We start from the raw sequence: 12,762 nt of genomic DNA, 5'->3' as shown, positions 1-12,762 counted from the left end.
GGAACAGACGAAGTTCCGGAACAACTCAAATCCCCTTTCGTTGTCGGCGCGGGCAATGACGCAAAGAACCACGTGAGGAGAATTTCGATGTTGAACCGCTTTATGATCTCGGTTGCCGCGGCCGCACTCGTCGCGGGCGCCGGTGTGGCGAACGCACAGGGCATGAAAGGCGATACCGGTGGTGCGGCAGGCGCACAGCCGACGCAACAGCAGCCGGCGCAGCACGCGCAGCCTTCGGGTGGCGCGGCAGATCATGGCGGCGCCATGAGCCGGGACAAGGGCACTGTCGGCCAGGCCGGCGGCGCCATGAAGCCCGGCGGAGCCGCCGAGGAGAAGTCCTCCGGCACGATGGAGAAGTCGGGCGGGATGGAAAAGTCCGGCTCGATGAACAAGAACGCAGCCGATGACAAGGCCGGCGCTGCCAAAGGCGACGTCAAGGGTGAGCGAGCCCAGGGCGCGCAGGACAAGTCGAAGAGCATGAGCTCGGACTCGACCAAGTCCGATTCCACCAAGTCCGGTGCCAGGGACATGAAGGCCGAGGACAACAAGGCGGGCGGCGCCGCCAAGAGCAACAATGCCGAGAACCGTCCGGCTACCACCGACAGCAAGTCTCAGACCACGACGGGTAACGCCTCTGCAACCGCGGCTGCGCCGCCCGCCGAGAAGCGGACTGAAATCTCGACGGCGATCAAGTCGACCAAGATCGAGGAGACCACCAACGTCAACTTCAACATCGCGGTCGGCGCCGCGATCCCGGCATCGGTCCACTTCCACCCGCTGCCGCCCCGGATCGTCGAGATCTATCCGCAATGGCGTGGCTATGAAGTGATCTACGTCCGCGGCCAGTACGTGATCGTCCGTCCGCAGACGCGCGAGATCGTCTACATCATCGAAGGCTAAGCTGCTTCGCTGAAGCCCACATGGGCCCTTGCCGAGACATCGGCAGGGGCCTTTGGCCTGTGCGTCGCCCTCCCCCGCGAGCCTCCCTCCGGCAGCCACGATTAGAACTGGTTAACAAGCAATTTCCGTAGCTTCCGCACAGGTTTTTGCACCGGGGATGAGGTACCTGAAGGCCCCTGGGAGGCCCTTCAAGGCTTCCCCTAGGCCGCTTTGTTACCTATAACCCCGCCACGCCGAAGCACCTGCCGGGATAGGAATGGCCGAACCAGCAACCGATACGATCCTCGTCCTGAACGGGCCGAACCTCAACATGTTGGGGACGCGCGAGCCCGAGAAGTACGGCCACGCCACGCTGGCCGACGTCGAGGCGCTGTGCCGGGAGATCGCGGCAACGTTCGGCCTCAAGGCCGATTGCCGGCAGTCCAACCGCGAGGGCGAGTTGATCGACTTCATCCACGAGGCGCATGCGCGCAAGATGAAGGGCATCATCATCAATGCCGGCGGCTATTCGCATACCTCGATCGCGCTGCACGACGCGCTGCTCGCGGTGCAGATCCCGACGGTCGAAGTGCATGTGACCAACATCCACGCCCGCGAGAGCTTTCGTCACCACTCCTACACCGCACGCGCGGCTTTCGCCTCGCTCTGCGGTTTCGGCATCGAGGGCTATCGCCTCGCCATCCAGGGCCTTGCCGCCAAGCTTGCCATCAAGCCCAAAGCCTGAAGCCCCCTTCATCAAACAGAACATTCGGATCAAAGAACATGGCGCGCCAGCCAGACGACAAAGCAGCCGCAAAGTTTTCCAGCGAGGATTCCGCGCTCGTCCGCGAGCTCGCTTTGCTGCTCGATGAGACCAGCCTCACCGAGATCGAGATCGAACGTGCGGGCCTGCGCCTGCGCGTCGCCCGCAACATCAGCGTTGCTGCGACCATGCCGATGCAGATGGCGGCCGCACCCGCCGCCCTGCCGGTGGCCTCCGCCGCGCCTGCCGCCGCCGGCCCTGACCTGTCGAAGCATCCTGGCGCCGTCTCCTCGCCAATGGTCGGCACCGCCTATTGGGCACCGGAGCCCGGCGCCAAGCCGTTCATCGAGGTCGGCAGCAAGGTCTCGGTCGGACAGACCCTGCTGATCATCGAAGCCATGAAGACCATGAACCAGATCCCCTCGCCGCGCGCCGGCACGGTGACGCAGATCCTGGTCGAGGACGGCCAGCCGGTCGAGTACGGCGAGCCGCTGGTGATCATCGAGTAAGGCGAATGGCGATTAGCGAGTGGCGAATGGCATCACCGTTCCCCTGCTCGCTATTCGCCACCCACTATTCCCTACTCCCCCTCTTCGCCCGCTGAGGCACCATGTTCGACAAGATCCTCATAGCCAATCGCGGCGAGATCGCCCTTCGCATCCTCAGGGCCTGCAAGGAGCTCGGCATCGCGACCGTCGCCGTGCACTCCACCGCCGACGCCGATGCCATGCATGTGCGCCTGTCGGACGAGAGCGTCTGCATCGGGCCGCCGGCATCCAAGGACAGCTATCTCAACGTGCCCGCGCTGCTCGCGGCCTGCGAGATCACGGGCGCCGATGCCGTGCATCCCGGTTACGGCTTCCTGTCCGAGAATGCCCGCTTCGCGGAGATCCTCGCCGAGCACAATCTGCATTTCATCGGTCCCAAGGCCGAGCACATCCGCCTGATGGGCGACAAGATCGAGGCGAAGAAGACCGCCAAGAAGCTCGGCATTCCCGTGGTGCCCGGCTCCGACGGTGCGGTCGGTCCCGATGACGACGCGCTGGCGATCGCCAGGAAGATCGGCTTTCCGGTGCTGGTGAAGGCGGCGGCCGGCGGCGGTGGCCGCGGCATGAAGGTCGCGCATAGCGAGGCCGACCTTCAGGTGGCGCTGTCGACGGCGGCCAACGAGGCCAAATCCGCTTTCGGCGATGCCTCGGTCTATCTGGAAAAATACCTCCAGAAGCCGCGCCACATCGAGATCCAGATTCTCGGCGACGGCCGGGGCGGCGCGATCCATCTCGGCGAGCGCGACTGCTCGCTGCAACGCCGTCACCAGAAGGTCTGGGAAGAGGGCCCCTCGCCTGTCCTTTCCGCCGCCGCGCGCGCCAAGATCGGCGAAACCTGCGCCAAAGCGATGCGCGAGATGAAATATCTCGGCGTCGGCACGATCGAATTCCTGTTCGAGGACGGCGAGTTCTACTTCATCGAGATGAACACCCGCATCCAGGTCGAGCATCCCGTCACCGAGAGCATCACCGACATCGACCTCGTGCTGGAGCAGATCCGCATCGCCGCCGGCGGCGATTTGCCGGCAAGACAGGAAGAAGTCCAGGTCATCGGCCATGCGATCGAGTGCCGCATCAACGCCGAGCATCCTCAGACCTTCCGCCCCTCGCCAGGCCGCATATTGCAATACCATCCGCCGGGCGGCCTCGGCGTCCGCATCGATTCCGCGGTCTACCAGGGCTACACGATCCCGCCCTATTACGATTCCCTGGTCGGCAAGCTGATCGTGCACGGCAAGACCCGGGCCGAATGCCTGATGCGGCTGCGCCGGGCACTGGACGAGATGGTCGTGGAAGGCATCGAGACCACGCTGCCGCTGTTCCGCGCGCTGGTGCGGGAAGACGACATCATCAACGGCGACTACCACATCCACTGGCTGGAACAGTACCTCGCCGGCAAGACGGAACCCGCCCCGCAATAATCCGCCTTCGCCGTGGAACCCTTTGGCCCCCATCGCGTTCTCGACGCGGGGACAGTTCCAAGGGGGCGTTTTGACTTCCGCTGAGTGCGACAGAGCGAGGCAGTCGTGACGGCCGAGGCCCAACGACGGCGCGCATTTTGGCAGATCCTGCTGATCTCGGCGGGCCTTCTGATTCTGACCGGGATCAGCGCCGGCTCGGTCTATCTGGTCAACAAGGCCAGAGACGACAGCAAATGGGTGGTTCACACCATCGAGGCGGAAAACCAGATCAACAGCCTGCTGCTCGAAATCCGACGCGCCGAGAGCAGCGCCCGCGGCTTTCTCCTGACGCAGGGACCGGATTTCCAGTCGGACCACGAGAAGGCCGTCGCTGCGATCATTCCGGCACTCGACAAGCTCACGCGCCAGATCGGCGACAATCCGGCGCAACGCGACAGCATCGAGAAGCTGAGCGCGGCGATCGCGACCCGGCTCGACCAGTTCTCGCGCGAGATGACGTTCGTGAGGCAGGGCCAACCCGACAGCGCCACGGCGCTGATCCGCGAGGCCGCGGCCGGCAACACCACGACGACGATCACCAACATGGCCAACGCGATGATCCGCGAGGAGGAGCGGCTGTTCCGGGTCCGAACGGCAAACTCCGACCGGAGCCAGACCCTGGCTGCATCGATGACCGGCATCGGCTCCGGCCTGGTGGTGCTGCTGGCCCTGATCTCGACCTGGCTGGTGCGGCGCTCGGCCCGCGCCCGTGACGAGGCCGAAGCGCGCCTGCGCGATGCCAACGTCAACCTGGAGGCCGTCGTCGACGAACGCACGGCCGACCTGCGCGAAGCCAACGACGAGATCCAGCGCTTTGCCTATATCGTCAGCCACGATCTGCGCTCGCCGCTCGTCAACATCATGGGCTTCACCAGCGAGCTCGAGGAGCTCAGCGGCGATGTCTTCCGCCGCATCGGCAGCCTCACTCAAGTCCCCGCCGGCGGGCCGCCGCTGGCACCCGGCGAGATCGCGCTCGAAGGCGCCGACAAGCAGCTCTCGGAGGATTTTTCCGAAGCGCTCGGCTTCATCAAGACGTCGATCGCCAAGATGGACCGGCTGATTTCGGCCATCCTCAACCTCACCCGCGAGGGTCGGCGCGAATTCCAGCCCGTGAAGATCGACACCAGCGAGCTGATCGAGGCCATCGTGTCGACGCTGGCCCACCAGGCCACCGAGGCGCAGGCCCAGATCCACCTCGAGGCCCTGCCTGACATCGTCAGCGACCGGCTCGCACTCGAGCAGATCTTCTCCAATCTGATCGACAATGCGATCAAGTACCTGAAGCGCGGGGTGCCCGGCGAGATCAGAATCCGCGGGCGGACCAAGCTCGGCTACGCTATCTTCGAGATCAGCGACAATGGCCGCGGGATCGATCCGAAGGATCACCAGCGGATATTCGACCTGTTCCGCCGCGCGGGAACCCAGGACAAGCCCGGCCAAGGCATTGGTCTTGCACATGTGCGTGCACTTGTGCGTCGCCTCGGTGGCACCATGTCGGTATCATCGGAACTGGACGCGGGCAGCACCTTCACGATCACGCTGCCGATCGCCTGGAATGTGAGCAACCGGAACTGAGATCTATGACCCAGCCTGTCACCATCATCATGATCGAGGACGACGAGGGCCACGCCCGCCTGATCGAGCGCAACATCCGCCGGTCGGGAGTGAACAACGAGATCGTCTCGTTTCCCAACGGCACGGACGCGATGCAGCATCTGTTCGGTGCCGACGGCAGCGGGCTCGTGCAGAAGGGTAATGCGCTCTTGATCCTGCTCGACCTCAACCTGCCCGACATGACCGGGATCGACATCCTGCGGCAGATCAAGGAAAACAAATATCTGAAGGCTTCGCCGGTGGTGGTGCTGACCACCACCGACGATTCCCAGGAAATCAAGCGCTGCTACGAACTCGGCTGCAACGTCTACATCACCAAGCCCGTCAACTACGAGAATTTCGCCAATGCCATCCGGCAGCTTGGCCTGTTCTTCTCGGTCATCCAGGTCCCGCCCGCCGCCCCATGAACCAGCGCACGCCGACACTGCTCTACATCGACGACGACGGTGCGCTGGCGCGCCTGGTCGAGCGCGGCCTGACGCGGCGCGGCTACCGGGTCGTCCATGCTGCGAGCGGCGAGGAAGGTTTGGAGCGCATCCGCCGCGCGGTTGCCGAGGGCGGTATCGACGTGGTCGCGCTCGACCAGTACATGCCCGGCCTCGATGGCCTCGAGACGCTGGAGCAGATCATGGCGATCCCGGGCGCCCCGCCCGTGGTGTTCGTCACGGCCTCGCAGGATTCCAGCATCGCCGTCACCGCGCTGAAGGCCGGCGCGGCCGACTATCTCGTCAAGGACGTCACGGGCGATTTCATCCCCCTGCTCCACGTCGCAACCGAGGGCGCGCTGCGCCAGGCCGAATTGCAGAAGGCGCGCGAGGAGGCGGAAGCCGAGATCCACGCCTCGCGCGACCGCTATGCCGCCCTTGCGGCCGAACGCGAGCTGCTGCTGCGCGAGGTCAACCACCGCGTCGGCAACTCGCTCCAGATCATCGCCTCGCTGCTGCACCTTCAGGCAAGCTCCGCCGCGCAGGACGAGGTCAAGGCGGCACTGACCAATGCGATGGGCCGCGTCGCCGCAGTCGCGCAGGTGCACCGCCGCCTCTACACCTCGCAGGATCTGAAGAGCGTGGTGCTGAACCAGTATCTGGACTCGCTGCTCGAGGATCTCCGCCGCTCCGCCGAAGGTAACCGGATGTCGCGCCTGACGCTGAAGGCCGAGCCGATCGAGATCGATCCCGATCGCGCGGTCGCCGTCGGCATCATCGTCAACGAGCTGGTGATGAACGCGGTGAAATACGCCTATCCCGACGGCGCCGGCCCGATCCATGTCGAGCTGCACGCGCACGGCGACGATGTCCTGCTGTCGATCACCGACAACGGCGTCGGCGACAACGTCAAGGCCGATCCGCGCTCCACCGGCATGGGCCAGCGCATCGTCGCGGCGATGGCCTCCAAGCTCGACGCCACGGTCGAGCGCGATCCCACCCATTCCGGAACCCGGATCGTGCTGAAATTCGCTCGCATGCCCGCAGCCCCCGGCAGGACCAGCACAGCCGCCGCGAGCTGATCTCGCGCCCTGCTGCGCACCCCCATCGCAACCGCATCGCGATCCTGCTATGATCGCGAACCATGACTTCGCGCGACTCCGCCCCGTCTGAAATCACACCGGCCGTGCTGCTGCGCGCCTATGCCTGCGGCATCTTTCCGATGGCCGAAAGCGCCGAAGATCCGACCCTGTTCTGGGTCGAGCCGGAGCTGCGCGGCGTCATCCCCCTCGACGGATTTCGCGTCGCCTCGCGGCTCGCGCGCACCGTGCGCTCGGATGTGTTTCGCGTGACCGTCAACACCGCGTTCAAGGCGACGATCGCCGGCTGCGCCGCGCCGCAGGCCGGACGCGAGGACACCTGGATCAACAAGCGCATCCGTGACCTCTATGGCGGCCTGCACGAGCTCGGCCATTGCCACAGCGTCGAGGCCTGGCAGGGCGAGGATCTCGTCGGCGGGCTGTACGGCGTGAGCCTCGGACGAGCCTTCTTCGGCGAGAGTATGTTCCACACCGCGCGCGATGCCTCCAAGGTCGCTCTGGTGCATCTGGTCGCGCGGCTCATCCATGGCGGCTTCGAGCTGCTCGACACCCAATATGTCACAGAGCATCTGAAGAGCTTTGGCGCGGCCGAGATCTCGCGGCGGCGCTACACTGCGCTGCTCGACAAGGCGCTCGCGGGCGAGCCCGGCGATTTCCTGAAGCTCTCTGCGGGTGAGGCTATCCCGGGAGCGCGTGCACTCGAGATCATCGCCGCGCGGCAATGATCGACAGCCAGGCTTAGCGGCCGAAGCCGGGGGATTTGGCCTAGCGGCCAAACCCCGGGGGATTTGGCCTAACGGCCAAACCCCGGGATACCGAACAGACCCGGCCGCTGCTCCGGCGGCGGAGGCGGTGGCGGTGCCGGTTGCTGCTGCTGGATCGGCGGCAGAGGCTGCGGCGGACGCTGCTGCACCTGCTTCGGCGCGGCCTTCTTCTGCGCGGGCGGCGGCGGAGGTGCAGGCTTGGTCGCCGGATCCGGCGCTGCGGTCGCAATGGTCTGCTGCGGCTCTTTGCAGTCGGTGAGCCAGATGTCGTAGATCGGGTGCTCGACGCCGTGCAGGCCAGGGCTTGCCGCGTACATCCAACCCGAGAAGATCCGCTTCACCTCGCCCTGCAGGGTGATCTCGTCGACCTCCACGAACGCGTCGGTGTTGGTGGCCTCGGTCGCCGGCCGCGTGTAGCAGGCGTCGGTCTTGACCCTGAGCGCGCCGAACTGGACGGTCTCGCCGATCTCCTCGTCGAAATTGATGATGCGTCCGGTGATCTTGTCGAGGCCGGAGAAGGTCGCCTTCTTGTTCACGATCTTCTGGGCCGGCGGCTCGGTGACAACCTCGTCGCCCGGCTGCAGGCTTGCCGGGGTCTGCGGCACGGCGCCACCCGGCCCGCCCTTCTGCTGCGGCTGGCGACCCGGCGTGCCCGGCTGGGCGCCCGGCGGCGCGACCGCCACAGGCGGCGGCTGGTTCGGCGGAGCGACGGTGGAGCCCGGCGGCGGCGCCAGCGGCTGGGTCTCGACCGGCCCCGGCATCACATTGCCCTGCCGTCCCTGAGGCGGAGGCATCGGGCGCGACGGCAGCACGCGGCCCTGCGGCGGCAGCTCCGGCACCTCTTCGTCGTCATCGGGAATCTGCTGCGGCTGGGGCTGGCCGCGCGGAATGTTGCCGGGCGGGCGCAGCGGCGGCGGATCGGAAAAGATCGTGCCGATCTGCGCCTGAGCCGGCGTCGCAGCCGTCAGCGCGGTGGCGGCCAAAAGCGCCGCAAGACCTGTCAGGGTAATGGATCGAAACATCTCGCGCGGCTTCAACAGCGAATCGGGCTCGTTGGACATTCTACAGGGGATACCGCCGCTCGCAGGCCCTCCGGTTAACACGGGGAATACGGCGGGGGAAGGGCGGCATCCCTGCCCTGCCCGCCGCCCGCTGGCCAGGGCGGCTGACGGGTGGGATAGTCGGAAAGCCCTCCCAGGGGCGCGAGGCGGGCATCGCCCCGAAAATGACATCCAACGACAACCGGAACCCCCGAGGTGCGCCCCTCCATGCCCGTTGTGCTCGATCCCGATGCCGCCGCCGTCTACAAGGCTTTCCAGGAGGCCGGCGGCCCCGCCTACGAGACCCTGACCGCGCCGGAAGCGCGCACCTATTATGCTCAGGCGCGCTTTGCCACCAACCCCGAGCCGCCGGAGCTCGCGCGCGTCACGACGCTATCGATCCCGGCGCAGCACGGGGTGATCCCCGCACGCCTCTACGTTCCCAAGGCGCCGCGCCGACACGACGGCCTGTCGCCGGCGCTGGTGTTCTTCCATGGCGGCGGCTGGGTGATCGGCGATCTCGACTCCCACGACGTCGTCTGCCGACAGCTCGCGGTCGACGGCGCGCTGATCGTGATCTCGGTCGACTACCGTCTCGCGCCGGAGCACAAGTTTCCCGCGGCCATCGAGGACGCCATTGCCGCGACCCAATGGATCGCCGCGAACGCGCGCGAGCTCGGCATCGATGCCTCACGCCTCTCGATCGGCGGCGATAGCGCCGGCGGCAATCTCACCGCGGTCGTGGCGCTCGCCGCGCGTGAGGCGGGCGGTCCCGCGCTCGCGGGCCAGCTGCTGATCTATCCCGCCACCGATTTCGCCATGACGCACGGCTCCCACAGCGAGCCCGAGACCAGCGTGCTGCTGACGCATTCGGTGATCCGCTGGTTTCGCGACCACTACCTCAATGGCGCCGCCGACATCCACGACTGGCGCGCTTCGCCGGCGCGTGCGCAAAACCTGGCCGGGCTGCCGCCGGCCTATGTGCTGACCGCCGGCGCCGATCCGCTGCGCGACGAAGGCGATGAATATGCCGAGCGCCTCAGGCAGGCCGGCGTATCCGTCACGACCAAGCACTATCCCGGCCAATTCCATGGCTTCTTCACCATGGGCAAGCTGTTGCAGCAGGCCAATGTCGCCGTCGGCGAGATCGGCGCGTGGCTGAAGGGATTGGGATAGCGGAACTCCCGTAGGCCGCAGGAGCGAGAGCGACATGCGGGACCGCTCTCACGACGCGGAAAGACCGTCCCTGACATCGCTGCGCTCGTCCGCGCTACGTACCGACACTCATCGAGATGCCTTCCATCCTCACAACTGCCCTCGCCCTCCCGCTGCGCGGCCTGACCTGGCTCGGCAGCCAGGGCACGCGCGGAGTCGCCGCTGTCGTCTTCATCGCGGCCGCGGTGCCACCGCTCGGCGCGCTGCTGCGTCCCTATCTCACCGAGGCGATCCTGTGCCTGCTCTGCATCTCCTTCATGCGGGTCGATCTCGTTGCGCTCTACGGCCATCTGCGCCGGCCGGCGCTGGTTGCAACCGCCACGGCCTGGACCACGATCGGCGTGCCGCTGATCGTCGGACTGATCGCGCACGCAACCGGGCTCACGGCGCGCGCGCCCGGGCTTTCGCTCGCACTGATGCTCCAGAGCATGGCCTCGCCGATGATGGCCTCCCCGGCACTGGCCGCGCTGATGGGTCTCGATGCCACGCTCGTGCTGATCACGCTGGTGACCTCGACCGCGCTGGTGCCCTTCACGGCCTCGCTATTCGCCGGCCTCTTCCTCGGCGACATGCTCAGCGTCACGCCGCTGACGCTGGGCTTGAAACTGCTCGGCATCCTCGCAGCATCGCTGCTCGCGGCGACCGCCATCCGATGGATCTTCGGCGCGGAGGCGATCCAGCGTCACAAGACGCCGATCGACGGCCTCAACATCGTCATCCTCTTCATCTTCGCTGCCGCGATCATGGGCGATGTCGTGAGCGACCTCGTGCGCGAGCCGCTTTTCACCCTCAGCCTCGCGGCTCTGTCGTTCGCGATCTACTTCACCCTGCTCGCGATCACCACGCTGCTGTTCCGCCGCATCGGCTATGAACGCGCGCTCGCACTCGGGCTGATGGTGTCACAGCGCAATCTCGGCCTGATGCTGGCGGCCACAGCCGGCGCATTGCCGCCCGCCACCTGGCTCTATTTCGCGATGACGCAGTTTCCGATTCATCTTGCGCCCTACATGCTGACGCCGATCGCGCGGCGCCTAACGGCGCGCGCGCAGGCCTCCGGCTCTGCCGCGACGAGCACGCCCTAGCCCGCCCGCGCCGCCCGCCGCAGCGCCTGCGGCGGCTGGCCGAAGGCGCGGATGAAGGCGCGCCGCATGCGCTCGGGGTCGCCGAAGCCGGTCGCCTCTGCGACGAGCTCGATCGCCTCGCGCGAGGACTGCACGCGCTCGCGCGCGACTTCGAGCCGCAGCCGCTCGATCGCCTTCGACGGCGTCGCGCCGGTCTCGGCGGCGAAGGCGCGGGCGAAATGCCGTGCGCTCATGCCGGCGCGATCGGCGAGGTCCTCCACCGTCAGCGGCGCATCGAGATTTTCGCGCGCCCAGGACAACAGCGCGCCGAAGCGGCCGTTCGGCGTCTTCAGCTCCAGCAGCGAGGAGAACTGCGACTGGCCGCCGCTGCGGCGATGGTAGAGCACGAGCTGCCGCGCGACGGCCTGCGCGATCTCCTCGCCATGGTCCTCGGTGACCATCGCGAGCGCCAGATCGATCCCCGCGGTGATGCCGGCCGACGTCCAGACATTGCCGTCGCGGGTGAAGATCTGGTCCGGCTCGAACTTCACCTTCGGATAGCGCGCGACGAAATCGCGCGTCCGGCCCCAATGCGTGGTGGCGCGGCGGCCGTCGAGCAGCCCCGCCTCGGCCAGCACATAGGCGCCCGAGCAGACGCTCGCGACGCGCACGCCGCGCCGCGCCAGCCGCTGCACGAAGGCGCGCGTGACCTCGCAGCGCGCGGCATCCGCAACGCCCGCGCCGCCCGCGACCACCAGCGTCGTGATCGCATTCGCCGACTTGAAGTCGCGCGCCATCATCTCGACGCCCGACGAGCTGCGCACCAGTCCCGCGCTCGCGGCCAGCACGCGCAGCGCAAGCGTCTTGCCGGTGCAGCGCGCCGCGACCTCGAACACCGAGATCGGGCCGGCCGCATCGAGCAGCTGGAAATCCGGGAAGATCAGGATGCCGATCATAGGGTATGTCCGAAATAGTGGGAATTACGCCATTTCAGACACGACCGCACCATGCCAGTCTTCGCGCGTCAAGCTCATCTTTGGAGGACCTGCCGATGTCGTCACCGCTCCAGATCGGTCTTCTGGTGTTTCCGCGCGTCACCCAGCTCGACTTCACCGGTCCCTTGCAGGTGTTCTCCATGGTGCCCGGCGCGACGTTGCATCTGATCTGGAAGCGGATCGAGCCGGTACCGAGCGATTCCGTGCTGACGCTGACGCCGACCACGACGTTCGCGGATTGCCCGCAGCTCGACGTGATCTGCGTGCCCGGCGGCGGCGGCACCAACGACCTGCTCAACGATGAGGAGGTGCTCGACTTCCTGCGCAAGCAGGCCGAAGGCGCAAAATACGTGACCTCCGTTTGCACGGGATCGCTGGCGCTCGGCGCCGCCGGACTGTTGAAGGGCTATCGCGCCGCCACTCATTGGAGCGCGATGGAGATGCTCGGCCAGTTCGGCGCAACGCCGACCAGGACGCGCGTCTGCGTCGACCGCAATCGCATCACCGGCGGCGGCGTCACCGCGGGAATCGATTTCGCGCTCACGCTGGTCTCCCTCATGGTCGACCGCACCACGGCGGAAGCAATCCAGCTCCAGATGGAATACAACCCAGCCCCGCCCTTCAATTCGGGCTCGCCCGATACGGCGCCCGCCGAAGTCTTGGCCTTGCTGAGAGAGCGCGGCGCGCAAAACCAGGCCAAGCGCCTGGAAGCAGTCAAGCGCGCGGCGGAAAGGGTGACGTAGCCTCCACACGCTCGCGTCCCGGACGCGCTGCAGCGCCTAGCGCTGCTGCGCAGAGCCGGGACCCAGGGAGCCACGCGGATCGCTGTTGCATGGGCCCCGGCTCTGCAGCACACCACTTCATGCTGCGCAGCGTCAGGAGCACGCGACCTTCGTGC

The 12,762-nt window shown here is 66.8% G+C and carries 13 protein-coding genes; 11 read left to right on the top strand and 2 right to left on the bottom strand.

Annotated features, from left to right (window positions below; all coding sequences use genetic code 11):
- The first annotated feature begins 87 nt into the window (after positions 1–87).
- The 8 genes from AABA84_RS14565 (at position 88) to aat (ending at position 7,514) form a co-directional block, all read left to right on the top strand.
- Positions 88–900, top strand: a complete 813-nt coding sequence (locus AABA84_RS14565; protein WP_338312375.1) for a DUF1236 domain-containing protein — start codon at positions 88–90, stop codon at positions 898–900.
- Positions 901–1,156: 256 nt separating this feature from the next.
- Positions 1,157–1,624 carry a type II 3-dehydroquinate dehydratase gene (gene aroQ, locus AABA84_RS14560; protein ID WP_338312374.1) on the top strand — a complete coding sequence of 156 codons (468 nt, stop codon included), beginning with the start codon at positions 1,157–1,159 and terminating at the stop codon, positions 1,622–1,624.
- Between the two features lie 38 nt (positions 1,625–1,662).
- Positions 1,663–2,151 (top strand): acetyl-CoA carboxylase biotin carboxyl carrier protein, encoded by a 489-nt coding sequence (gene accB / locus AABA84_RS14555; protein WP_212244404.1) that lies wholly within the window; start codon positions 1,663–1,665, stop codon positions 2,149–2,151.
- A 101-nt stretch (positions 2,152–2,252) separates the two neighbouring features.
- Complete coding sequence (accC, locus tag AABA84_RS14550; protein WP_212244406.1) at positions 2,253–3,611, top strand: acetyl-CoA carboxylase biotin carboxylase subunit; 1,359 nt, start codon at positions 2,253–2,255, stop codon at positions 3,609–3,611.
- Between the two features lie 105 nt (positions 3,612–3,716).
- Positions 3,717–5,225, top strand: coding sequence for a sensor histidine kinase (locus AABA84_RS14545; protein WP_212244408.1), 1,509 nt, complete (start codon positions 3,717–3,719; stop codon positions 5,223–5,225).
- A 5-nt stretch (positions 5,226–5,230) separates the two neighbouring features.
- Positions 5,231–5,671: a response regulator gene (locus tag AABA84_RS14540; RefSeq protein WP_018323001.1), complete on the top strand. Its 441-nt coding sequence runs from the start codon at positions 5,231–5,233 to the stop codon at positions 5,669–5,671.
- Entirely contained in the window at positions 5,668–6,771 is a 1,104-nt protein-coding gene (locus tag AABA84_RS14535; protein WP_338312373.1) for a sensor histidine kinase, read from the top strand. Before AABA84_RS14540 ends, AABA84_RS14535 begins: the two co-directional genes overlap by 4 nt.
- A 62-nt stretch (positions 6,772–6,833) precedes the next feature.
- On the top strand, positions 6,834–7,514 hold the full coding sequence (gene aat, locus AABA84_RS14530) for a leucyl/phenylalanyl-tRNA--protein transferase (RefSeq protein WP_212244412.1): 681 nt from the start codon (positions 6,834–6,836) through the stop codon (positions 7,512–7,514).
- 68 nt (positions 7,515–7,582) lie between these two features.
- Here aat and AABA84_RS14525 read toward each other — a convergent pair whose 3' ends face one another.
- Positions 7,583–8,614 (bottom strand): DUF2155 domain-containing protein, encoded by a 1,032-nt coding sequence (locus AABA84_RS14525; protein ID WP_338306775.1) that lies wholly within the window; start codon positions 8,612–8,614, stop codon positions 7,583–7,585.
- A 207-nt stretch (positions 8,615–8,821) separates the two neighbouring features.
- Here AABA84_RS14525 and AABA84_RS14520 point away from each other — a divergent pair, with 207 nt between their 5' ends.
- Both AABA84_RS14520 and AABA84_RS14515 read left to right on the top strand, forming a co-directional pair.
- Positions 8,822–9,769 carry an alpha/beta hydrolase gene (locus tag AABA84_RS14520; protein WP_338312372.1) on the top strand — a complete coding sequence of 316 codons (948 nt, stop codon included), beginning with the start codon at positions 8,822–8,824 and terminating at the stop codon, positions 9,767–9,769.
- Positions 9,770–9,885: 116 nt separating this feature from the next.
- Positions 9,886–10,890 (top strand): Na+-dependent transporter, encoded by a 1,005-nt coding sequence (locus tag AABA84_RS14515; protein WP_338312371.1) that lies wholly within the window; start codon positions 9,886–9,888, stop codon positions 10,888–10,890.
- Here the strand turns inward: AABA84_RS14515 and AABA84_RS14510 are convergent.
- Positions 10,887–11,825 carry a GlxA family transcriptional regulator gene (locus tag AABA84_RS14510; protein ID WP_212244420.1) on the bottom strand — a complete coding sequence of 313 codons (939 nt, stop codon included), beginning with the start codon at positions 11,823–11,825 and terminating at the stop codon, positions 10,887–10,889. The genes AABA84_RS14515 and AABA84_RS14510 overlap by 4 nt on opposite strands.
- Positions 11,826–11,920: 95 nt before the next feature.
- Between AABA84_RS14510 and AABA84_RS14505 the strand changes: the two genes are divergently transcribed.
- Positions 11,921–12,607, top strand: a complete 687-nt coding sequence (locus AABA84_RS14505) for a DJ-1/PfpI family protein (protein WP_212244422.1) — start codon at positions 11,921–11,923, stop codon at positions 12,605–12,607.
- Positions 12,608–12,762 lie beyond the last annotated feature (155 nt).

The organism is Bradyrhizobium sp. TM239 (genome assembly GCF_036247985.1).
GTDB lineage: Bacteria > Pseudomonadota > Alphaproteobacteria > Rhizobiales > Xanthobacteraceae > Bradyrhizobium > Bradyrhizobium ottawaense.
The sequence above is the reverse complement of the archived record's forward strand: the minus strand, read 5'-3'. Positions and strand labels throughout refer to the sequence as shown.

Coding starts and splice junctions, on each gene's coding strand:
- AABA84_RS14505 (WP_212244422.1), top strand. CDS start 11,921: ATGTCGTCACCGCTCCAGATCGGTCTTCTGGTGTTTCCGCGCGTCACC.
- accC (WP_212244406.1), top strand. CDS start 2,253: ATGTTCGACAAGATCCTCATAGCCAATCGCGGCGAGATCGCCCTTCGC.
- AABA84_RS14540 (WP_018323001.1), top strand. CDS start 5,231: ATGACCCAGCCTGTCACCATCATCATGATCGAGGACGACGAGGGCCAC.
- aroQ (WP_338312374.1), top strand. CDS start 1,157: ATGGCCGAACCAGCAACCGATACGATCCTCGTCCTGAACGGGCCGAAC.
- AABA84_RS14535 (WP_338312373.1), top strand. CDS start 5,668: ATGAACCAGCGCACGCCGACACTGCTCTACATCGACGACGACGGTGCG.
- aat (WP_212244412.1), top strand. CDS start 6,834: ATGACTTCGCGCGACTCCGCCCCGTCTGAAATCACACCGGCCGTGCTG.
- AABA84_RS14525 (WP_338306775.1), bottom strand. CDS start 8,614: ATGTCCAACGAGCCCGATTCGCTGTTGAAGCCGCGCGAGATGTTTCGA.
- AABA84_RS14565 (WP_338312375.1), top strand. CDS start 88: ATGTTGAACCGCTTTATGATCTCGGTTGCCGCGGCCGCACTCGTCGCG.
- accB (WP_212244404.1), top strand. CDS start 1,663: ATGGCGCGCCAGCCAGACGACAAAGCAGCCGCAAAGTTTTCCAGCGAG.
- AABA84_RS14520 (WP_338312372.1), top strand. CDS start 8,822: ATGCCCGTTGTGCTCGATCCCGATGCCGCCGCCGTCTACAAGGCTTTC.
- AABA84_RS14510 (WP_212244420.1), bottom strand. CDS start 11,825: ATGATCGGCATCCTGATCTTCCCGGATTTCCAGCTGCTCGATGCGGCC.
- AABA84_RS14515 (WP_338312371.1), top strand. CDS start 9,886: ATGCCTTCCATCCTCACAACTGCCCTCGCCCTCCCGCTGCGCGGCCTG.